The organism is Cellvibrio sp. GW822-FHT04B05, from assembly GCF_058800985.1.
Genome location: NZ_JBXAMU010000002.1, coordinates 278,923 through 301,087 on the forward strand (window position 1 = coordinate 278,923; position 22,165 = coordinate 301,087).

The following is a 22,165-nucleotide window of genomic DNA, read 5'->3' on the forward strand; positions in this document are numbered from 1 at the left end:
CGGCCATTTTAAAATTCCACAACCCTGCACAAAAACACAGGTAAACAAACTTTGCAGGTTAAATTCAATTACAGGACGTTATCCCTCAAACAACCATTGTTTTATGTCAGGCAGGTTTACACATACTAATTGTTGCGCTTCGGGAGTACCGTCCAGCATTTTGGTGCTGACTTGCATTTCGCGTAATAAATACTGGACTAGACAACCTTTAGTGGTGATGTGCAGTTGACCATTTTGCATTTGATAGTCATTTTCCAATACTTCACGTTTTGCAGGAGATAGTCGTTGGTCAGGCTGAAGGATAATGGTGACTTGGGTATTCCAACCGATATCCTGTTTTGCAGAGTGATGGGTTTTATCAAGTATTTCAGGTACACCGCGAAAGCGGCTGAGGACAAAATCGCGATACTGTTCGGATTTTTCACACCACGCGCGCAAATGCCAACGCAGTCCGGTATTTACAAAATTGTGGGGAGCAATAATGCGCCCTTCGCGATTAGGATTATTGAGGGAAACATAATCTACCTCGATACGTTTTTGATGGCGCATCGCAGCGACTAATCCACGCATAGTTTCGGGAGAAATTTTCCGGGAGGGAATATTCAGACTTTGCGAATGAGCATGAATCTTTTGTTCAACAAATTGGCCCGTGTGGAACCAATGAAGATATTCTTCTGCCTCTGTAGAAATATAAAGCGGGAAAAAATGGGCGGAAGGAATATTGGCCTTGAGGGATGCATCGTAATGCAAATTAGTAGGTGCAGCCAGTTTATAGTTGTTGATGTCCTGACTACTTTGCTGACGGCTTTGATTAAAATAATTTTCCAGATCCTTAGCATTGACTCGCCCTTCCCAATAGGCGATTAATTCGATGAATCGATAACGCTGCTGAACCGTGGATTTTTCCATAAAAGCTCCATATTGTTATTGTAATTAATGTAGATATGCGTACGTGAACTCTCTTAAATAAAACACTTTATCAAACGGTACGGCGACAAAGACTATGCGGATTAATGTGCCAAGCAATATTACAGCTTATTACATGATGCGCAATGGGCGCATTGGTAACATTGATAATGTGCCGCGCCCAAATATCAAACATGTAGGGGCGCTGCCTGCTGCGCCCTGTTTTTATTAAATGAAATGGGCGCAGCAAGCAGCGCCCCTACGGGTTAATCCATTAAAAATCAAAGCGGCGCCCCTACGTGATCCACTGTTGTATTGCTGATTGCCACTTGGTGAAGCGCTGCAATAACTGCGGATTTTGGCGCGGGGTGAATACATCTTCATGCAATGCAGGATTCCAGCTTTGCGGTAACCCGGCGGCCATGCAGGCGGCGCCTTGTACGGTTGCGTCGGCGTTATCGCTGCGGTGGACTTTGGTTCGCGTGAGGTCAGCAATTTTTTGGCAGACGGCATCGGCCTTACTGAATCCGCCGCTGATAATTATTTTTTTAGTAGTGCCGGATTGATTCATTAATTGCACGTTGATAACAATTTGGAAAATGACGGATTCAATCCAGGCGAGAATTTTTTCTTCTGCGGATAAATTTTCGCTGAAGCGCGATTGTAAATCAGTTCGCCAATAAGGAGCGCTTAGGCCACCGACGGCGTTGAGGAAATAACAATCTCGAGTGGGATTTAATTCAAGTGCATGATCTATTTCTTGCGGGGTAACCGCCAAGCCGGTGTGTTGCTGGATAAAACTGATCGCCGCTGCTGCACCGTTTACGGTTGCTTCCCATGCGTAATATTTTTTGTCTTTCACATTTTCTGGCAACCACAGAGGGCTTACCAACAATCCTTCCGGTGCATTTAAATTTTCACTCAGGCGCTGGATAAACGCGCCGGTGCCGATATTGATGTAGCAGGCATCTGGCTCCGGTAAACCACGCGCAAAAAGTGATGCACCTTGATCGCGGGCGCTCGCAGTGAATGGAATGATGCAATCGCCTAATTGCACATTGCCGAAGTGGCTATTGTGATGGAGGCACTGCGGCAAAACATCGCGCGGAATTTGGAAAGCACCCAGCAGCGTTTGATCCCATTCGTTGCGCGCTAAATTCCACAGTAGTGTGCGCTGGGCGTGACCGGGATCGACAAGGGATTTTTTATCGTTTGCTATTAACAAATGTCGGAAAATATAACTGACGATGGGACCGATACTGAGACAGTTATCGGCTTTTGCCTGCGCGACTTTTTCATCCTGCTCCAAGCACCAGCGCATTTTGGTTGCACCGTAGTGCGGCGATAAACGCAAACCGGTCAGTTGCTGGGTTTGCTGGTGCGTGAGCGACATATTATGCAGATAGGATTCACCGCGAATATCTTGCCAGCTCAAGACCGGCGTAAGCGCTTCGCCGGTTTGATTGTTCCAACATAACAGCGAAGAGCCCTGCCCGGCAAAACCGGCGGCTTTAATATGTTTTACGTCACCCCCAAGATGCTGCTGGATTTTTTGCAGGCAAGCGCGAATACCGGCGAGAATTTCTTCACCGTCTTGCTCGATAAAATCAGTGGCGGTATTTTCTGCCTTGCGATGTGTGGTTGCGCAGGCGGCAGCAAAACTACAGCGTTGTTCGCCTGTTGCGGTGTAAATTGCGACGCGCGTGCTTTGACCGCCCTGGTCAATTGCCAGAAAGAGATCAGTCGCTAAAAAGAGATCAGTGACGAGGAAAGCATCGTCAGGGAGATATCGCGGTTGGGACATGACACTTGCTCAATAATGTTATTGAGCAAGTGTAGTGGGGAAATTAAAACTATTCGCCCCTCAGTTATTCACTGGATTGGGGGTTGGGAACAAATCCGCCGTAGGGGAATTGGGCAATTTTATCGCTGCCGCCTTTAATCTCGCTGATTTTAGCGGGGCCTTCTTTTTCTACTTCATCGATACGCACAATCGAGTGCATCGGAATGTAAGAGCGTTTTACACCGGCGAATTCGGTTTTCAGTTTTTCTTCGGCGGGATCAATCAACAGACCGCTGCGCTCGCCAAAGACAAACTCTTCAATTTCGATAAAGCCGTACATTTCGCTCTGGTAAATTGCGGAGCAAAATACTTCGTAAACCTGGGATTGGTTGAGGAATATCACTTTGTAAACGGGTTTAACAGCCATAACTCTCTCTTGATGCTTTTCGCTCTTGGTAACAACTCGGTAAGCAGCGGGACGCCGTGCCTTTGCACTGATTCGCAAAGGTCGCGCAGAATAGCACAAGTTCGCTATTCTCGCCCCGCGTGCCTGATTTTCATACAGCGCTATTAGTCAATTGCGTTATTACTCCCCCGGTCTTTCGCATTAACCGTTTAGTCCCCTGCCATCTCTGGCGGCGGCGCAGCACCTTTCTGCGGCGCTTTGAGCAATAACAGTAATGGCAAGGCCGCGATAGTTACCCACATCATCAACTGGAAATCCTGCAAGTAAGCCAAGGTGGCTGCCTGCCGCTGAACTTCATTGTTGATCGCCATCAAGCCCTGGGTGGTATTGATATCCCAATGGCCGGTTTCTCCCACTTTTGCCAATGCCTGATTATAGGGAGTGATGTAATCCGCAAAAGCGGCGTGATTTTTCTGGATATTCTGTTGCAATTCCGCCATCACCACCGAGATACCGATACTGCTGCCGATATTACGGGTCAGGCTAAACAGCGCTGTACCCTCGTTGCGGAACCGTCCTTCCAGACTCGCGAAGGCAATCGCCGACAGCGGCACAAAGATAAAGCCCAGACCAATACCTTGCACAACGCTGGTACGAATAATGTCCCAACTGGTAATGCTGGTGGTGAACAGGGTCATTTCCCACAGCGAGATAATCGTCAGTAACAAGCCAAAAAATACCTGGTAGCGCGGATCAACCTTGCCGGCGATACGGCCCACGATCACCATCGAGAACATCACCCCCATACCACGCGGCGCCATCACTAACCCGACATCCACTACCGGATAACCCATCAGGTTGTGCAGGAATGGCGGCAGCAGCGCCATAGTCGCGAGCAAAATAATGCCGACTACAAACATGAAAATCAGGCCGATGGAAAAATTGCGATCCTTAAATATCGCCGGTTCGATAAACGGCTGACGATAGGTAAATATATGGGTGATAAACCAGTAAAAGCCCAGCCCCATCAAAATACATTCGGCAATAATTTCCGGGCTATGGAACCAATTCTGGCTTTCGCCGCGGTCGAGCATCATCTGTAGCGCGCCTATGCCCAAACTCAGGAAGGCAAAACCGAGCAGGTCGAAATGGCGGGTTTTATTGATCGCCGTTTCTTTAACGGATGCCATCACGCCGAGGAGTGCAAGAATCCCCAAAGGTACATTGATATAAAACACCCAGCGCCAACTGTAATGCTCGGTCAATAATCCTCCAAGAGTTGGCCCGAGGATTGGCCCAAGTACTACGCCCATTCCCCACACCGCCATCGCCTGGCTGTGTTTCTCCTTGGGATAGGTATCGAGCAAAATCGATTGGGACAGCGGCACCAGGGCGGCGCCGAATATGCCCTGTAAGAGACGGAACGTCACCACTTGCGGCAGGTTTTGCGCTGCGCCACAGAGCATGGAGGTGATGGTAAACCCGGCAATAGACCAGAGCATCAAGCGCTTGCGCCCGAAGCGATCCGATAGGAAACCGGTCAACGGCAGGAAAATTGCCGCCGCTACAATATAAGAGGTCAACACCCAGGAGATCTGGTCCTGAGTCGCTGACATACTGCCTTGCATATGAGGCAAGGCAACGTTGGCGATGGTGGTATCCAGCGCCTGGATAATCGTCGCCAGCATCACCGAGGCGGTAATCAGTGCGCGATTATTGGCTCCCATTCTTTGATTCGTGGGGGCAGCTGGAGCTGCTGGAACTGGATCTCCAGCAGCTTGATCAATCGTTGTCTGTGACACAAAAATACTCCACAGGCGGGCTTACCCGAGGTTGGCTTACCCGGCGAACGGACTAGATAGAAATACCCAACAGCGAGCGCTTGTAGCCGGTATCGATTTCAATCCCGGTACTCAAACCCGCCTGCAATGCCGGCGCATTTTTATTGGGTTTGATGCTGATACGCACGGGTACACGTTGGGCGATCTTCACCCAGTTGCCGGTGGCGTTTTGCGCCGGGATCACTGAAAACTCGGCACCGGTCGCCGGACTGATACTTTGCACAACACCTTCCCATGTCACATCGGGATAGGTATCCACACGCACTTTTACGGTTTGGCCGATGCGCACATGGGTCAAATCTGTCTCGATAAAATTGGCTTCAACCCAGAGGTTATCGCTCGCCACCAAAGACATAGCCGAACCGCCTACCGCTAAAAATTCACCGACTTCCGGCGGTTTGGTAACAATGCCGTCTTTCGGCGCGGTGATGCGGGTGTAATCCAGATTTAACTGCGCCTGCTCAACTTCGGCTTTCGCAGCGCGATAACTTGGATGCTGCTCCAGAGGCGCTTCGGCATCACCACCGAGGGATTCGGCGATGCGCGTCAGATCGCGTTCAAGGGTTACGACGTGTTGGTCATTAATACGACGAGTATGAGTCACCTCGTCATAGGCAGCCTTGGCGACTAACTTGCGCGCGGCCAAATCGGCCTGGCGATGCTGCTCGTTAGCGGCGTAATCACGATTGGCGATGGCCAGTTGCAGCTCGGATTGCTTTTCGTGGTAGCTGGCATAAAGTGACGCAAGCGTGGTGCGTACTTCACCCTGTTTGGCTTCGGCTTTGGCCAATGCTACTTCGTAGGGTTTGGCATCCAGCACCAATAGCAATTGGCCGGCTTTTACATGCTCGTTTTCAGCGACCAAACGCTCGGCAACTGCACCGGCAACACGCGGGCGAATATTGACGACATCGGCCTTGGTGTAGGCGTTATCGGTAGTCGCATAACGACCGCCCGCCAGATAAATCAATAACCCCAATACGGCGGCAACTGCGGGAATCACGACTAACAGAATCAAACGACGTGATGATTTAGCTTCGCTCATTTCTCATTTACCTCTGATGACTCCTGGCTAGCAGGAACTTTTAACTCTTTTCTACTCAAGTCTTCTTTACTTAGAGACGTGAGGTTTTCGCGCAACTTGTTTAACCCAAGGAACAAAGCCGTTTGTTGTTCCGGGGTAAAACCGGCAAGCGCGAAAGATTGAAACTCGCAGGATGCCTCTTGAATCAACTTAACGATGGGCGCTGCCGCTGGTGTCAAATACAGTTGGAAAGCGCGGCGATCTTTTGGGTCTGGCCTGCGCTCTATCCATCCATTTCCTGCCAACTGATCCAGTAATCGCGCAAGGCTAATCGGTTGGATTTCCATAAAGTCCGCCAAATCGACCTGGCGAATCCCCTGCCAACGAAATACGCCGAGCAAGGCGCGCGTCTGGGCGAGGGTCAGGTTGTAGCGCTCGAAATAGCGCGCCGCAATACGCCGGGTCAGGCGTAAATTGTCCGATAGCAAAAAGCCCAGACTTTCATCTTCAGGTTTTATCGCTGGCCATTTAGTGGCTAGCGCATCGGGAGTGGAACTGGAAGAACTCATAAACCATCCTCATAAGCAGTTAGATATATAATATACATAGCTTACTATTTTACAAAAGATGGATTTAGTCTTGGTATGGCGCAAAAAAGGCCTTTTGGTTATAAAGTGATTGCCCTGAGCGGACGGTGGTTGGCTTGAATTGCTGAACAGGCGGTTAGCCTGAATCAGTGAATAAACGGTATACTGCGCGCCCTTTCAGCTCTCCCTGTCGATTTGCTTATGAATTTCGCTTCCCTTGGCCTCGCGCCAGAATTGCTCCGCGCCATTAAAGTGATTGGCTACAAAACCCTGACCCCGGTTCAGGAACAAGCTATCCCCGCCGCGCGCCGCGGTATCGACCTGCTCACCACCGCGCAAACCGGCACCGGCAAAACTGCTGCTTACAGCCTGCCGGTATTGCAGCAAATGCTGGAAAAACCCAAGGCCACCGAAGCCGGTTTTGTGCGCACGCTTATCCTGGCGCCTACCCGCGAACTGGTAGAACAAATCGCTAAAGCAATGCAAGAATTCGCGCAATTCACACCGTTTAAAATCGCCAGTATTTACGGTGGAGTGAAAGTCACCAGCCAGGGCGCCAAGTTGCGCGCGGGTGTGGATATTCTGGTCGCGACGCCCGGTCGCCTTAAAGAGCACATCGAACTGGAAAACGTCAGTCTCGCCAAAGTGGATTTTGTGGTGTTGGACGAAGCCGACCGTATGCTGGATATGGGTTTTGTGATCGATATGCATGCGATCCTCACCAGTATCACCCGCAAACACCAAACCCTGTTCTTCTCGGCGACCAGCTCGCCGTTAGTGACCAACCTGTCCAAACAGGCAATGAATCGCCCTACCCTGATTACGGTGAGCAAACGCAATTCGGTAGCAGAGACGGTTGACCATGTGCTTTACCCGGTAGACAGCGATCGCAAATACGAGCTCTTCATTCATTTGTTGCGCAGCCAGAACTGGTATCAGGTAATGGTGTTCAGCAGTACCCGTGAAGAGGCGGAGAATCTAATCAAGGCGCTGAAGGTCGATAAAATCGATTCTGCGGTGATCCACAGCGAAAAAACCCAAGGCTCGCGCCGCCGTGCGCTGCAAGATTTTAAGGATGGCAAGCTGCAAGTGCTGGTCGCAACTGAAGTGGCCGCACGCGGTTTGGATATTCAGGGACTGGACTATGTCGTCAACCTCGACTTGCCGTTCTTTACCGAAGATTATGTTCACCGCGTGGGCCGCACTGGCCGCGCCGGTAAAAAAGGCGTGGCGATTTCGTTGGTGACGCCAGCGGAAGAACACAAAATTTCACTGATCGAAGAAGTGATCGGCACCAAAATCAAACGCGAGAAAATCAAAGGCTTTGATGTGACCGAACAGGTCGTTAAAGTCGTTACCAAACCTAAAAGCGGTCTGCTGAAATTGGCTGCCAAACCGACCGGTAAATCCCGCGCGGGCGATCCTAAAAAATCGGGCTTTGCCAAATCTGGTAGAGGCGCAACTGGCAGCGGTAAAGCCGCAGGCAAAAGCAGCACAAGCAGCGGCCGCACAGCGGCGACAAAACCGACCCGTATAAGCGGCGCCAAAGATGCGCGCCCGGCAAGCAAATTAGGTTTATCGACCCGCCCTAAAAAGAAATAAAGTAGCAAATCGCAGGCATAAAAAAGCCGCCCCCGAGCCATCGGGGGCGGCTTTTTTATGGTGATGATTTATTGCGTTCAGCTTGCGAACTGAATCCGTTCAATATCTTTCTTAAGCAAATCATTTACAAAAACAGAATAATCTTTGCCTTTTGCGGCCGCCAATTTCACCAGTGCTTGTTGCACATCGTCATCCAAGTACAAAGGCAAATGTACTTTGGCATCTGGACGATAAAATCCGCCACGCTCACCTTTACTAAAATCGTATTCATCGCGCATAAAATCACCCCTCATACTGTTTAGTTTCATTTGCGGTAGCTTTGCGAGCCGAAATAATACGTATGTGAATATGGTAAATGTAACTCCATAAAAGATATCCTTATTTTTCCTAAAGTATGCGGTAACACAGAAGCTGGTATCAATCATTCAAATCTTCATCGTCATCAATGCTGTCATCGCCTTCTTCACGCGGTTTGCGAATGCCGTGGGCAGCAAGGATCTCTACATAGAAGCTATCGCCACCGGCGGTTGCGACTTCATCCATCTTTTGGGTGAGTTCGCCCAAACGTACCACTTCGGCAGCTTCTGACGTCACGCCAAACTTGCAATCAAACGCCCAATAATCGACGCCTTTAGGCAGGGTTTTACGGCGCTCGCGTTTAACGTATTTACGCACGTCGTGTTTGATGGCCTCCAACACGCGGTCGCTGTTTTTACCTTCGATGTGGAGCTTGAACGTCTTTTTCATGTTTTACCTGTGATATCCAACTAAGGGCGGTACGCAATTTAAGGGTAACGGATTAAACCGGGCGCGCATGGTATCACGCTACGCATCGGCAGCCTTACGTTTCGGTAACAGACGATAAAGTATGGTTATTCCCGCACCAATCACCACCACTGTCAGGCCCATATCGCCCCAGCTGTGATAACCGAGATAGAACATCAGTTCCATATAGGCCAGCAAACTGCCCACCAAACACACCCAGCCCAAGCGCGATTGCAAACCGGTGCCGACAAATATCACCAAGGCCAGCGCCAAGGCAGTGTGGGTTGAATAATCCAACCCGAGGGCCGCCCACAGCTTTAAGTAGTAATCCAGCAACATCACGCTGAACACCAAAATCGCCGACGCGAATAATTTGACCCAAAACCAGCGATATCCCCGCATTATTTCAAGGGTTCCGACCCCCAAGGTCACCAGTAACAGGAAAGGAATATAGTAATCAGCTACTTTTACCAGGAGTTCGTTCATAACAAGTCGCCGTTCCGAATAATAAAGTCCGGCAGGCTAATTCATCGACCGGCGAAAGCCAAGGGCTTTTCTATAGGCTTTGCACCATAAGATAGCTATAATGCGCGCCTTCTTTTTCTGCGCGTTTTTCGATCAACAGCTTTATCAACCGTTTAGCAAGCACGCGCATTTGTTAGCGTCATTCCAAGCAGGTAGTAGTTCGATGTCCACCACCACAGAAGCGCCTATTAAAAAGCTCTATATCAAAACCCATGGCTGCCAGATGAATGAGTATGATTCATCGCGCATGAAGGATTTGCTGGGTGAATCGCATAATATGGTGCCGACGGAAGATCCGGAAGATGCCGATGTCATCCTTATCAACACCTGTTCCATCCGTGAGAAAGCGCAAGAGCGCCTGTTCCATGAATTAGGCCGCTGGAAAAAACTCAAGAAGAAGAACCCGGATCTGGTTATCGGCGTAGGCGGTTGTGTCGCCAGCCAGGAAGGTGCAGCTATCGCCAAGCGCGCGCCCTATGTCGATCTGATTTTTGGCCCGCAAACCTTGCATCGCCTGCCGGAAATGATGGAAACCAAAAAGAATAATGGCGTTGTCGTTGTGGATATCAGCTTTCCCGAGATTGAAAAGTTCGATCGCCTGCCGCAGCCGGATGCCGATGGCGTCAGCGCGTTTGTGTCGATTATGGAGGGCTGTTCCAAATACTGTACTTTCTGCGTGGTGCCCTATACTCGCGGCGAAGAAGTCAGTCGTCCGGTTGACGATGTTATGGCTGAAATTATCCACCTCGCAGGACAAGGTGTGCGCGAAGTGAATCTACTTGGGCAAAACGTGAATGCCTATCGCGGCGATGCGGCTGACGGCACCGTGATTGATTTGGCTGAACTGATTACTTATATAGCGGCGATTGATGGTATCGACCGCATTCGCTTCACTACCTCGCATCCAGTTGAATTTACTGATGCGTTGATTGAGGTCTACAACCAGGTACCTGAATTGGTGAGTCATTTGCACTTGCCGGTACAAAGTGGTTCGGATCGTATTCTGATGGCGATGAAGCGCGGCCATACGGCACTGGAATACAAATCCAAGCTTCGTCGTATTAAAAAGAATCGTCCGAATATCAGCTTCTCGTCCGATTTTATTATCGGCTTCCCCGGCGAAACCGATGCCGATTTTGAAGCAACGATAAAACTGATCCAGGATATGGATTTTGATACGTCATATAGTTTTATTTACAGCGCACGCCCCGGCACACCGGCGGCAGATTTTCCGGATGACACACCGGAAGAAGTGAAAAAACATCGCCTCGCTATTTTGCAAGACCGTTTGACCCAACAAGCACTGGCAATCAGTCGGCGGATGGTGGGCAATACCGAACGTATTCTGGTGACTGGTTATTCCAAAAAAGATCCGGGTCAACTCTGCGGTCGTACCGAGAACAATCGCGTAGTGAATTTTCGCTCTGATAATGCCGATTTAATTGGCAAGTTCGCCGATATACTAATTGAAGAAGCGCTCACCAATTCCTTGCGCGGAACGTTATTAAGCTCCGAGTTAGATGCTGATTGGATTAAATAAATAATGGGCAAAAAAAATCCCACGCTGCAGTTCACAACGCGGGATTTTCTATTTCCTTGAACCGAGTTATTAAAAACTAGCAGTTCTTATCAGACACTTTTTCACAAGCATCCTCAACCCCATCCTTAAGTTCGTCCGCAGCATCATCCAAAGTATCGCGAGCCTTATCCGTAGCTTCATCCACATTTTTGCCAACCTTCTCGGCAGGACCATCATTGGAATCACAGGCAGCCAGAGGTAAAACTAAAAATACCATAAGAAATAAACGTTTCATCAAGTCCATCTTTAACTCCTTATCTATTTTCATATCGGCATGAACTATATAGCGGATAACGTGCCAATTTCGCGTAAAGCAGCATTTACGTGGCGCGCGAGTGAAAGTGGAAGGAGGAAAACTAAAATACGGGATGTATTTTGCAGAATTTACACATCTTTTTGCCATTAAATTGCAAGACTGGTTGGAAGAATCAGTCTATTGCAGGACCGATTCCAATTGCGCAAGCGAAACCGGCTTAAGCAAACTGGCCGTTACGCCGGCATCGGCTGCACGCTGCCGATCAACGTCTTCACCGCTGGCGATGATAATCCGCACATCGGGGTAGGACTCATGAATCTGCGCGGCACACACATAACCGTTCATATCAGGCAAATTCAAATCAATTAGCACAGTATGCGGGTTGTGTTCTCTTATGCCACGCAAAGCAGCAGCAGCATTTTGTGCCCCGATGACCTGCCAACCTAATAAGGTCAACAGACCTTCCATAGCAGCTAATGCATCTGCATCGTCCTCTACAACGATCAATGTCTTTACCTTCGCCGATAAGGGCGGAGTACCCGAAGTCGTCGGTAAAAAGCGCGCAAGGCATTCGTAAAGCCGCGCTTGATCAAGCGGTTTACCCAAATACGCGGTAAAACCTGATTCAAAGCAGCGATCCATATCGCCTTTCATATGCGCTGCGGTCAATGCGACAAGCGGCTGGGTAACACCTTGCGCTCGCAATTGCCGCGCTGCCTCATGCCCATCCATTACCGGCATATGAATATCCATCAATATCACATCGAATATTTTGCCCAGATCTTTATCCGCATTGACTATGCGTATTGCATCGGCACCGTCTTTTGCATAGATAACATCGATACCCGTGAGCTGAACAAAATGGCCAATCAACAGGCGAATATCGCGTAGGTCATCCACCACCAATACACGTCCGGAAAGATGTGGAACTTCAACTGCCATTTTCGGACCTGAAGCAAAATTCAAACGCAACATTTCTGTATCGGTGCGCTCAAAATCTTCAACATCCATCGTAAATGTAAATTCGCTGCCCTTGCCTTCTTCACTACTCACCTGGATGTTGCCACCCAAACGTTCCACTAATTCTTTACTAATGGTGAGCCCCAAACCAGTACCGGCACGGGGATGTACCTGCGCATTTTTGGATTGGACAAAAGGCTCAAAAATAACCTGCAAGGTTTCGCTGCAGATGCCAATACCCGTATCTTTTACGCTAAAGCGAATTTTTTCGCGCTGATCTTCATTGACCCAATCGATCTTTAACGTGACGTCACCCTGATTGGTAAACTTGATTGCATTCCCCATCAGGTTTAACAAAATCTGCCGCAAACGCATAGGATCAGTGAACAGAGTAATGGGGAGCGGCTGGGGAGCCTCCACATTCAATTGCAGGTTTTTATCCAGCGCAGCGCCCTGCATTAAAAAATAAATATCGGTGAGAAACTCGGACAATGAAATGGCTTGTTTCTCCAATTCCAATTTTCCCGCTTCGATTTTGGAGAGATCGAGGATATCGTTCAGCAAACCCAATAAATGTTTGCCGTTGCGATGAACAATGCGCAAATGGGCCGAATTTTCGGGATCGTTATTTTTATTCAATAATAATTCAGTAAAACCCAAAATCGCGGATAGCGGTGTACGCAACTCATGGCTCAAATGGGCGAGGAATTCGCTCTTGGAGCGATTCTCTGCCTCCGCCTTCAAACGTTCAACACGCTCGCGCTCCACTTCGCGCCGCGCAAGTGCGTAGCGTATAGAGCGCGCAAGTTGTTCTGCACTCAATTTGGATTTGACAAGATAATCAACCGCACCGGCATGCAGTGCCTGTCGGTCAACTTCAATTTGGTGCATACCGGTGAGTAAAATAACCGGCCCGGAAAAACCGACTTCATGTGCAAACTTTAATAATTCGATACCATCATGCGCACCGAGCCTGTAATCCATCAAACACAGGTCGTGTCTATCTTCCCGCAATAGTTGTTGACCAGCCTCATAGGTCGAAGCCCAATCCAAAATGCAGGTTTGGCTGATATCCGCCAGTAAATCCTGGACGAGAAAAAAATCTTCCTCGTCATCATCAATAATCAACAACTTTACATTATGCATGTGATAAAGCGCCTGCCTAACGTTTAGGGTAACTCTACAAGCTAAGGTAACTACACATTATGGTAACTCTACAAACTGCACCCAATACTTGCCCAGGGTTCGCATCAACTCAACCAACGCATCGAAAGTGACGGGTTTCGTTATGTAGGACGCTGCCCCCAAATCGTAACCTTTCATTTTGTCTTCTTCTGCTTTGGATGTGGTCAGGATAACCACCGGAATACGTCGCAGCCTCGGATCAGCTTTAAGCTGCGCAAGCGCTTCACGCCCGTCCATTTTCGGCATATTCAAATCGAGCAAGATCAACCCGGGCATGGGGTAAAGCGTACGGTCATGGAAATGACCATCACCACGCAAATAGCTTAATAATTGCACCCCATCTTCAACAAAGTATAGATCGTTTACAACGCGGCTTTCATGCATAGCCTCTTGCGCTAAAAGACGATCATCTGCGTCGTCATCAGCCATGAGGATAATGAGGGTCTTATTGGGAAGATTCATAACTACATCCTTAGAATGTGCCGGTGTAACGACATCATCTTGCTATGGAGCATCCGCCAGAAGGTTGGTCAGAGGTTCAATTACCGCTTGAGCCATGGGAAGATAAATCGTGAAAACCGCTCCAGCACCAGGTTCGCTTTGGGCCGTAATCATACCACCGTGCCGCTCAACAATTTTGCGACACAATGCCAAACCTATACCAGTTCCGGAATATTCGTCGCGTCCATGCAACCGTTGGAATAAGCTGAAAACCCGTTCAGCGTACTGTGTCTCAAATCCGATTCCCTGATCAGCAAACCGCAAACAACACCAGATCCGCTCATCATCATCAAACGGCGACGCCACATTGGTCTCACAAGTGACGGTCACTCTGGGACGATCATCTTTCTGATGAAATTTTAAACTGTTCACAATCAGATTCATGAAAACCTGGGCTATTTGCGATGCATCTGCATCAATCACCGGCAGAGGATCGATATGAACCTGGGCATTTTGTTCTTCAATAGCAAAATCCAAATCATCCAGAACACGGTGCATCACTACATTTAAATCGACACTAACAAACGGCCGTTGTTTCGTGGTCACACGGGAAAAGCTTAATAAATCATCAATCAGGATAGACATTCGCTCTGATGCGGCCTGCATTCGCGTTACATAACCTGTACCCGCCTCCCCAAGCTCATTACCACATTTTTGCTGCAACCGATCTCCAAAGGCGCGGATTTTGCGCAAAGGCTCCTGCAAGTCGTGGGATGCGACAAACGCAAACTCTTCCAATTCCCGATTACTGCGCTGCAACTCCTCCGAATATTGCAGCAATGCCTGGGTACGCACGCCGACCTTCTCTTCTAACTCTGCATTAGCCTGGGAGAGTGCCGTATTAAGATCTGCAAAGCGCGTGGAATTGCGATACCAAATAAAAAAAACACCCAGTGATAGAAAAAGGCCTACGCCGTTAGCAAATAAAAAGGCAATAAGAATAAAACTGCGATTTTCTGCAGCAACCTTTTTATTACTTTCTAATAATATGAATTCATCGCCCTCCATCTCCTCTATAAGTTGGGAAATAGACCGCATTAACTCCAAGCCTTCGTCTGTTTTGATTTGACGAATTGCTGCGCGCACTTCTTCCCTGTTGGTTAACGCAACTATACGCTGCATTTCACCAATTTTTCTGGTGACATATGAATGAAGCAATTTAAATCGATCTTTTTGCCGGGGAGAATAGGCAGTGGCATCCTCAAGTTTATTAAGCAAATCATCCACTACAGCGAGAGTCTGATGGTAGGGTTGCAGATACTCGGGATCTTCCGTTAACAGGTATCCCCTTTGACTGGACTCTGCCGCTGCCAGTTCCCGATTCAAATCCTTGATGAAATTAATCGCTTGCAGTGTGTTGTTAATACTGATGTTATTTGCAGTAATGACATTAATTGAACGATAAGCAAGAACAGCACTCACTGCAAAAAAAGTAATGGCAGCAGCCAACACCATCACCCATACATAATTCGGGAGTTTATTGATACTAAACTTATCCAGCGTATTATCATGGGCGGGTGGAGCATCGCTCACTGATCATTGTCCTCATCTGTACGAACAAAGCGTGTGTTTTTCAAGCTGTCCAAAATAGTACTGCATTGGCGACATTCTGCGAGAATCGTTTCAAACACAGCAATCGCTTTACGTACATCACCTGTGCGCTCCAGTGTGAGCTTTCCTAATTCTGCATTGATTGAAATTGTATTGAGCGGGTTGCGCAAATCATGTACAAACCGATTTTTTTCACCATCCATTTCCAGATCCTATATTTCAACATCGCCGTAGCTATTCAGACGGTTGTAAAGAGTTTTTAAACTGATCCCGAGCATCTCGGCAGTCTGTCGTTTATCGCCACCAAAGTGTTCAAGCGTCGAAGCAATCAGCTCGCGCTCAACCTCTTCAACCGTTTTGCCGACGCGAATACCAGCCGATGCTTGTGGTGTCACTTTAGAGAAAGGCGATGACAGTTTCTCCGGCAGTACCAACAAGTTTTGATCCTGGTCAGCCATAATGTAAGCGCGATGGATAACATGACGCAATTCGCGCACATTACCCGGCCAATCGTATTCCATTAAACGTTGCAGAGTTGCTTCACTAACATCAATATCGCCGCCATACTCCAGGTTAAACCCACTTAAAAAGTGTTGGACTAACAATGGAATATCGCTTTTACGTGTACGCAGCGGTGGAATATGAATGGGGAATACCGCCAGGCGAAAATACAAATCCTCACGCAGACAACCTTGCTGTGCAAGATCCTGCTCCGTGCGGTTGGTTGCGGACACCACACGCCCCTCTATATCAACACTGCTGGTCGCACCCAAACGGGTAATTTTTTGTGTCTCGAGCACACGCAATAAATTGGTTTGCAGATCGATTGGCATTTCGGTAATTTCATCAAGAAACAGCGTGCCTTTATTTGCCTGCTCAAAAACACCGGCTTTACGATAAGTCGCCCCGGTAAATGCGCCCTTCTCATGCCCGAATAATTCGCTATTAATCAATTCACGCGAAAAAGCACCACAGTTGGCTGCAACAAAATCACCTTCAACCTGGCTGGCATAGTGAATGGCAGCGGCGGCCATCTCTTTACCAACGCCGCTTTCACCCATGAGCATAACATTCGCTTTGGTCGTCGCGACACGCTCAATCATTTCATAAACGCGTTGCATAGGTTCGGATTCACCGACCAAATTGTTAAAATGCAATTTGACTGAAGAGGATTGCTCTGCGGCGAGTGATTTTTTATCTTCAAATAAGGATTCCAATTGTTGTAAATCAATCGGCTTGATGAGGTAACTAATATTCGAGCCGTATAAATTCTTAACAATGGATTTAATCGAGGGGTGCCCGGTGATAAGCGTAATTTTTGTGTTGCTTTTCGGAGGTAAAGCCTCAAGGAGATGTAAACCACTGCCATCAGGCATAATCAAATCAAGAATCATATGAGTGTATTGGTTTTTACTCACCAATTCACGTGCTTCAGCTACCGAATCAGCGGCAGTTACGCGGTGACCCAATAACCCTAATAATTGTACAGTCGCTTCCAAAAACCGCTTATCGTCATCAACTAATAAGACTTCAGCCACAATCCAAATCCTCATGCGTGAGAGCTAGCTAATATCGAGCCTCATTCTAGCATCAGTCGGAGAGCAGAAAGCAGCATCTATAAAGAACTTAGCGATAGATTTCACTAATTGGGGGGGGTTAACTTAAAATAATGCCCAAAGCCGGAGCTCCGGAAAAATTATACGAACAAGATATCGCGCCGTTACTCCCGCATCTCCCGGCAAAAGCCGAATGGCCGCGCCAATAAGGAAGGGAGCAACGACAAATGTAACCAGAAACGATCTTACACCCGGCACTTCTACCCGCGCCCCTAGCTGTTGTTGCAGAGCGACACCTTGCACCAACAACTCGCTATTCTTTAGTTTCACTCTGGTGGCTAAATCCATGTTGTACGCTCCGTACAAAATTATCAATTTGCACGCGTGTATGTGGCAAGGTCATTAGCACGCGGTATTTTATAAACAACCAACGACAGACCAGCAAGAGCAAAAGCTGCTGGAAAAAAACCGTAAAGATACCCCAACCAAGCTCTCCGGTTAGCGCATATACACCCCAACCAGCCAACACCGAGAAAGAAACCCATGTCAGCAATATGACTGGCATTATCAATAACCAGAGCATCAACACTTTGGGGAAAGTACGGATCGCCAACAACGCTTCCATACGTGCCAAATCAATAATACCCCCTAAAAAGGTGACAAACTGATCACCAAGTTTAAGGGTCTCCTGCATATCGTCTGACCAGCTCGGGCTTTTACCTTGCGCTGAGTTATTAGCCGAAGGACTACTCTCAAATATATCCTCCTGAAGCCGGGTAGCTTCAGGAGGAGCCTTGGTAGAGTTATCGATATTCATGGTCAAGCGCCTATGGGCGACGATGCAATAAATAAGACACCAACCAACCAGCCGCAAACGCAATACCCACTGTTGCCAGCGGACGGGCGCGAACTGCTTCCTCCGCCTGCTCTTCCAGTTCAATTGCACGAGCTTTGCCTTCGTTCAAACGTACTTTGGCGTTAGCCGCGGTCGCCGATCCAATTGAACCTACAGCATCATAAATACTGGAAGTTGCTTCCTTGAACTGGGCAATTGCCTCAGCCATTGTAATATCGTCAACCTTACCGTTTTCATTGTTCACTGAAGTTTGAGTAGCCATGATGTTTCCTCTCGTTTATTGAATAAAATTTCCAAATTAACAACGCATCAGTAAAAACTGCGACCACCTGAATACTATAGACGACGTCTGCCAAAGATAAGCGACAAGACAAACAGCACGATAAACACAAAGAACAAAATTTGCGCTATACCTGATGCTGCACCGGCAATGCCACCAAAACCCAGAAGACCGGCAATAATGGCAACGACAAAAAATACCAGGGAATAATAGAGCATAGGATTCTCCTTCTTAATTGCTTGATCAATTAACTGCTTTTTCAATTAAATACACTCAATGAACATGCCAACTTTCAATTTATTCTGTTAATCAATGAAACAACCGAAAAGCCTTATCAAATCGGATCAATATCCTCAAAGAACGTTAATCTGGAGGAAATTAAGCCGTAAAAGACCTTGATATTTCCCAAGTCATACGACTAATGATGTGAATGGAGAAAATAAAACAGAGGGAAATTTGCAAAGATTGCAAAAGAGGGAAATCCTTACACCCCCGATTTAGTATTATCAATTTTGCTAGTCGTAGTATCGCCGTCGAGAATATTGATCCAGCCACCAATCAAATCCAGTTGTGATGAGAGTATTTTAAAACAGACAAGCAACGGGATCGCAATCAGTAATCCAATTACGCCCCACACCCAACCCCATGCGAACATCCAGAGCACCACTAATAGCGGATTTAAGTTAAAGCGTTGTCCTAATAACTGCGGCGTTACAAACTGTGACTCAATAAAATTCAACACCAAAAATGCACCTGGGATCATCAATGCTTGCGCCAGGGATTCGAATTCGACCAAGCCGACCCCGGTGAGAATAATTGTTAGCACCAAGGGACCAACATAGGGAGCAAAGTTCAAAATAGCTGCCAGTACGCCCCACAACAATGGATCCTCTACCCCAAGTGCGGCCATCGCACAAAATGTCGCGCCCCCTAATCCTATATTGATAATAAACATCAATAATACGTAGCGGGATATATCATCGCGCACTGCCTGAAAGATAATAACGGCCTTCTTTTTTTCTGAAAATGATGACTGGGTACGTACAAAATTTCGCATCAAATTATCGCCGTAAACCAGAAAAAAATAGGTGATAACAAATACAGCGAAAACCTGCACTAAAAACATCGCCGTAGTACCTGCAACCACCGAAAATGCCGAGAAAAATACTGTTTCCAATGCGCTGGCAACCGCATTATTTTGTCCATCCGCATCACTAATCATTTGCGAGCGCAGCATATTAAACCTATCGGACAAGACATTCATTTGCACTGTAAGCTTATCGCCCAGAGCAGGCAAACTATCGAGCCATTGTGCAGCAGGCTCCACTAATAAGACAAAAGAAGAGCCGAGTGCAAAAATTAAAAATGCAACTACAAATGCTGCTGCAACCGGCTGCGGCACACCGCAACGTGCGATATACCGCACTAACGGACTTGAGAATAATGCAATAAATGCAGCTACAAACACAGGCAGCAATAAAGTGCGACAAAAGTACATTGTGTAGAGCACAGCAATTATCACCAGAATATTTAATGCCAATGCGATAGTACTTTCCTTTCGGTCAGTTATTGTACGGATAATTAATGGGCTATTCATTTTTAATCCTTGTAACCTGTATTTGATTACCCACTTCCTGCCATATTCATACCAGCTGCTATTTCTTATGAAAATCACTATGGAACAGCAGGTAAATCGCCCTATTTACACCCTGCTCATCTAAAAATTTACAACTTTTGTAGTTATTTCAAGCAACGTGGTTTTATTTTTATCGCAATAAAAATGATTTACGGATAAGAAATCTGAAGCAGCCAATAGTAAAGCGACTTACTGCGGTTTTTCGCTGACTGGCATGAAATCCGCACGATATCAATGGGATCAGTTATACATTTAGTATGTATCTGACAGTAAGTAGCGAGCGCTTTTAGAAAATCTATTTTTAAGCATTAATGTTATTAAAATAGGGTTGTTAAGAAATTGCTGTCCGCAATAGATGCAGCGGGCTAAAAGACCAACCAGAAGGAGAGCACTATGAAGACGTTATCCCTGAAACTAATTTCAATTCCATTCACTGTGCTTGCGTTGACCGCCTCAATGACCGCTTCAGCAGACGCTAGCAACACAACTTCTGCCACCGCAACCTATGCGGAGAAAAAATCTTCGGAAGAGTTTTGGGCTGATTTTAAACAAGATAGCAAACAAACCTGGAAAGACAGTAAAGCAGCATTTAAAGATGGCTGGATTGAAAGCAAATTGGGAACGGCAATCAACCTAAATAAATATCTCAGTCCTTATGACATCGACATCAACGTAGACAACAACATAGCCACGCTGGAAGGTGTGGTTTACTCTGATATCGATAAGGAACTCGCGGGCAATATTGCGCTGGGCGTGGAGGGCATTGATACCGTAGCCAACAATCTGAAAGTGGTGCAAAAACCCACTCCAGCAGCCAATACTGCGACGCCACAAAAACGCAGTTTCGTTCAATATGTTGACGATGCGACCACCACTGCCGCCATCAAAACCGAACTGCTTGCTTCCAAAAACATAAAAGGCCTGGACATTGCCGTTGATACCCTTAACGGCCAGGTTACCTTATCAGGTAAAGTAGATACTGCAGAACAAAAGGCCTTGGCGCAAGCAATCGCCGCTAAACATAATGATGTAAAAGCTGTCGTTAACAATTTGCAAGTAAAGTCATAGCGCAAATGCTTGGTATTTAAGGCACAAGGGGTAATTTTCATCCCTTGTTATCCATCACCACGTTGAAAACCAAAACGATAGTAAATACAACAGCTTAGCCGGACTATCTAGAAAACATCACAAAGTAGCGTGGTTATTCAGGTTAAATTCATCTGCAATTTAGGCTTTATCCCTCTCGCTGAATGGTTTAGTCTTACTTTTCCTTCGTAAAAAGAGCTTACTAATTACTTTGAACACCCAGGTTATAACCCCTCCGGAAATCGCCACCCAGTCGTTAACGCTGGAACCCAGTGATAGTCGTCGCCTTGCCAGTCTCTGCGGTCTTCTCGGCCAGCATTTGCGCCAGATTGAAGAACGCCTCGAAATAGAAATCCGCAATCGTGGTAGCGAGTTTGAACTTACCGGTCCCACTTCAAAAATCCGCGCTGGTGCCGAACTGCTACGCAAACTTTATCTAACGACCGAAAAAACCGAACTCACTCCCGACGAAGTGCATTTAGCACTGCAAACTTCTGGTATCGAACAGCTTATGGAACAATTGGATAATGTTGAAACCCAAGCGCTGGCTGGTGATTTGCCTGCGGCTGCTACAGTTGACAACAGTGTTGATGAAGGCGGCATTACCCTGATCCGCACCAAGAAATGCACGATCAAACCACGGGGTTTAAACCAGCAACGTTATGTGCGCGCAGTACAAAAGCACGATATCAACTTTGGTATTGGCCCGGCCGGTACGGGTAAAACCTATCTGGCCGTCGCCTGCGCGGTAGAAGCATTATTGAAGAACGACATCGAACGTATCCTGCTGGTACGTCCGGCGGTTGAAGCGGGAGAGAAGCTTGGCTTCCTGCCCGGTGATCTTGCCCAGAAAGTAGACCCCTATTTGCGCCCGCTCTATGACGCCCTATTTGAGATGCTGGGTTTCGATACCGTCGGTAAATTAATGGAGCGTGGTGTTATCGAGGTTGCGCCTCTCGCGTTTATGCGCGGCCGTACGCTTAACAATTCCTTTGTTATTCTCGATGAAAGCCAAAACACCACCCGTGAGCAGATGAAAATGTTCCTGACCCGCATCGGTTTTGGAACCACTGCGGTGATTACTGGCGACCCGACCCAAATCGATTTGCCACGCGGTATGGCTTCTGGCCTGCGTCACGCAATTGAAGTATTAGATAACGTCAACGGCATCAGCTTTACCAACTTCACATCCAAAGACGTTGTTCGCCACCCTATTGTCCAACGCATCGTGGAAGCCTACGAAGCCTTTGAACAGCAGCAGCCGAAGCAAGACCAGTAAT

23 protein-coding genes are annotated in these 22,165 nt (G+C 47.5%); 4 read left to right on the forward strand and 19 right to left on the reverse strand.

What is annotated here, in order from left to right:
* Window positions 1–78: 78 nt before the first annotated feature.
* The 6 genes from AC1RJL_RS06855 to AC1RJL_RS06880 all read right to left on the reverse strand — a co-directional run bounded on the left by AC1RJL_RS06855 (window position 79) and on the right by AC1RJL_RS06880 (window position 6,529).
* Window positions 79–909 (reverse strand): helix-turn-helix transcriptional regulator, encoded by an 831-nt coding sequence (locus tag AC1RJL_RS06855; RefSeq protein ID WP_492912255.1) that lies wholly within the window; start codon window positions 907–909, stop codon window positions 79–81.
* 292 nt (window positions 910–1,201) lie between these two features.
* A complete protein-coding gene (locus AC1RJL_RS06860) occupies window positions 1,202–2,710 on the reverse strand; it encodes an FGGY family carbohydrate kinase (RefSeq protein ID WP_492912257.1) in 1,509 nt (502 codons plus the stop codon).
* 64 nt (window positions 2,711–2,774) lie between these two features.
* Complete coding sequence (locus AC1RJL_RS06865; protein ID WP_492912259.1) at window positions 2,775–3,116, reverse strand: DUF1820 family protein; 342 nt, start codon at window positions 3,114–3,116, stop codon at window positions 2,775–2,777.
* 188 nt (window positions 3,117–3,304) lie between these two features.
* On the reverse strand, window positions 3,305–4,897 hold the full coding sequence (locus AC1RJL_RS06870) for a DHA2 family efflux MFS transporter permease subunit (protein ID WP_492912261.1): 1,593 nt from the start codon (window positions 4,895–4,897) through the stop codon (window positions 3,305–3,307).
* A 52-nt stretch (window positions 4,898–4,949) separates the two neighbouring features.
* Entirely contained in the window at window positions 4,950–5,981 is a 1,032-nt protein-coding gene (locus AC1RJL_RS06875; RefSeq protein WP_492912263.1) for an HlyD family secretion protein, read from the reverse strand.
* On the reverse strand, window positions 5,978–6,529 hold the full coding sequence (locus AC1RJL_RS06880) for a MarR family winged helix-turn-helix transcriptional regulator (protein WP_492912265.1): 552 nt from the start codon (window positions 6,527–6,529) through the stop codon (window positions 5,978–5,980). Before AC1RJL_RS06880 ends, AC1RJL_RS06875 begins: the two co-directional genes overlap by 4 nt.
* 219 nt (window positions 6,530–6,748) lie before the next feature.
* Here AC1RJL_RS06880 and AC1RJL_RS06885 point away from each other — a divergent pair, with 219 nt between their 5' ends.
* Complete coding sequence (locus AC1RJL_RS06885; RefSeq protein WP_492912267.1) at window positions 6,749–8,149, forward strand: DEAD/DEAH box helicase; 1,401 nt, start codon at window positions 6,749–6,751, stop codon at window positions 8,147–8,149.
* A gap of 77 nt (window positions 8,150–8,226) precedes the next feature.
* On the opposite strand, the gene AC1RJL_RS06890 is transcribed toward AC1RJL_RS06885, so the two are convergent.
* The 3 genes from AC1RJL_RS06890 to AC1RJL_RS06900 form a co-directional block, all read right to left on the reverse strand.
* Window positions 8,227–8,427, reverse strand: a complete 201-nt coding sequence (locus tag AC1RJL_RS06890; protein WP_492912269.1) for a hypothetical protein — start codon at window positions 8,425–8,427, stop codon at window positions 8,227–8,229.
* A gap of 139 nt (window positions 8,428–8,566) precedes the next feature.
* On the reverse strand, window positions 8,567–8,896 hold the full coding sequence (locus AC1RJL_RS06895; RefSeq protein WP_492912271.1) for a DUF6172 family protein: 330 nt from the start codon (window positions 8,894–8,896) through the stop codon (window positions 8,567–8,569).
* A 78-nt stretch (window positions 8,897–8,974) separates the two neighbouring features.
* A complete protein-coding gene (locus tag AC1RJL_RS06900; RefSeq protein WP_492912273.1) occupies window positions 8,975–9,400 on the reverse strand; it encodes a hypothetical protein in 426 nt (141 codons plus the stop codon).
* Window positions 9,401–9,602: 202 nt separating this feature from the next.
* On the opposite strand from AC1RJL_RS06900, the gene miaB reads away from it, so the two are divergent.
* On the forward strand, window positions 9,603–10,979 hold the full coding sequence (gene miaB / locus AC1RJL_RS06905) for a tRNA (N6-isopentenyl adenosine(37)-C2)-methylthiotransferase MiaB (RefSeq protein WP_492912275.1): 1,377 nt from the start codon (window positions 9,603–9,605) through the stop codon (window positions 10,977–10,979).
* Between the two features lie 76 nt (window positions 10,980–11,055).
* On the opposite strand, the gene AC1RJL_RS06910 is transcribed toward miaB, so the two are convergent.
* The 10 genes from AC1RJL_RS06910 to AC1RJL_RS06955 all read right to left on the reverse strand — a co-directional run bounded on the left by AC1RJL_RS06910 (window position 11,056) and on the right by AC1RJL_RS06955 (window position 19,760).
* Window positions 11,056–11,262, reverse strand: coding sequence for a hypothetical protein (locus tag AC1RJL_RS06910; protein WP_492912277.1), 207 nt, complete (start codon window positions 11,260–11,262; stop codon window positions 11,056–11,058).
* A 189-nt stretch (window positions 11,263–11,451) separates the two neighbouring features.
* Complete coding sequence (locus AC1RJL_RS06915; protein WP_492912279.1) at window positions 11,452–13,380, reverse strand: response regulator; 1,929 nt, start codon at window positions 13,378–13,380, stop codon at window positions 11,452–11,454.
* A gap of 57 nt (window positions 13,381–13,437) precedes the next feature.
* Window positions 13,438–13,881 (reverse strand): response regulator, encoded by a 444-nt coding sequence (locus tag AC1RJL_RS06920; RefSeq protein WP_492912281.1) that lies wholly within the window; start codon window positions 13,879–13,881, stop codon window positions 13,438–13,440.
* Between the two features lie 42 nt (window positions 13,882–13,923).
* Window positions 13,924–15,453 carry a sensor histidine kinase gene (locus AC1RJL_RS06925; protein ID WP_492912283.1) on the reverse strand — a complete coding sequence of 510 codons (1,530 nt, stop codon included), beginning with the start codon at window positions 15,451–15,453 and terminating at the stop codon, window positions 13,924–13,926.
* On the reverse strand, window positions 15,450–15,674 hold the full coding sequence (locus AC1RJL_RS06930; protein WP_492912285.1) for a histidine kinase dimerization/phospho-acceptor domain-containing protein: 225 nt from the start codon (window positions 15,672–15,674) through the stop codon (window positions 15,450–15,452). Before AC1RJL_RS06930 ends, AC1RJL_RS06925 begins: the two co-directional genes overlap by 4 nt.
* Before the next feature lie 9 nt (window positions 15,675–15,683).
* Complete coding sequence (locus AC1RJL_RS06935) at window positions 15,684–17,009, reverse strand: sigma-54-dependent transcriptional regulator (RefSeq protein ID WP_492912287.1); 1,326 nt, start codon at window positions 17,007–17,009, stop codon at window positions 15,684–15,686.
* A 331-nt stretch (window positions 17,010–17,340) separates the two neighbouring features.
* Complete coding sequence (locus tag AC1RJL_RS06940) at window positions 17,341–17,844, reverse strand: hypothetical protein (RefSeq protein WP_492912289.1); 504 nt, start codon at window positions 17,842–17,844, stop codon at window positions 17,341–17,343.
* Between the two features lie 10 nt (window positions 17,845–17,854).
* The gene (locus AC1RJL_RS06945; RefSeq protein WP_492912291.1) at window positions 17,855–18,145 is read right to left on the reverse strand and encodes an ElaB/YgaM/YqjD family protein; all 291 of its coding nucleotides are present in this window, start codon (window positions 18,143–18,145) and stop codon (window positions 17,855–17,857) included.
* Between the two features lie 74 nt (window positions 18,146–18,219).
* Window positions 18,220–18,381 (reverse strand): DUF1328 domain-containing protein, encoded by a 162-nt coding sequence (locus AC1RJL_RS06950; RefSeq protein WP_492912293.1) that lies wholly within the window; start codon window positions 18,379–18,381, stop codon window positions 18,220–18,222.
* A 266-nt stretch (window positions 18,382–18,647) separates the two neighbouring features.
* Window positions 18,648–19,760: an AI-2E family transporter gene (locus AC1RJL_RS06955; RefSeq protein ID WP_492912295.1), complete on the reverse strand. Its 1,113-nt coding sequence runs from the start codon at window positions 19,758–19,760 to the stop codon at window positions 18,648–18,650.
* A gap of 432 nt (window positions 19,761–20,192) precedes the next feature.
* On the opposite strand from AC1RJL_RS06955, the gene AC1RJL_RS06960 reads away from it, so the two are divergent.
* Window positions 20,193–20,867: a BON domain-containing protein gene (locus tag AC1RJL_RS06960; RefSeq protein ID WP_492912297.1), complete on the forward strand. Its 675-nt coding sequence runs from the start codon at window positions 20,193–20,195 to the stop codon at window positions 20,865–20,867.
* Window positions 20,868–21,096: 229 nt separating this feature from the next.
* Window positions 21,097–22,164 (forward strand): PhoH family protein, encoded by a 1,068-nt coding sequence (locus tag AC1RJL_RS06965; RefSeq protein WP_492912299.1) that lies wholly within the window; start codon window positions 21,097–21,099, stop codon window positions 22,162–22,164.
* The last annotated feature ends 1 nt before the right edge of the window (window position 22,165 follow it).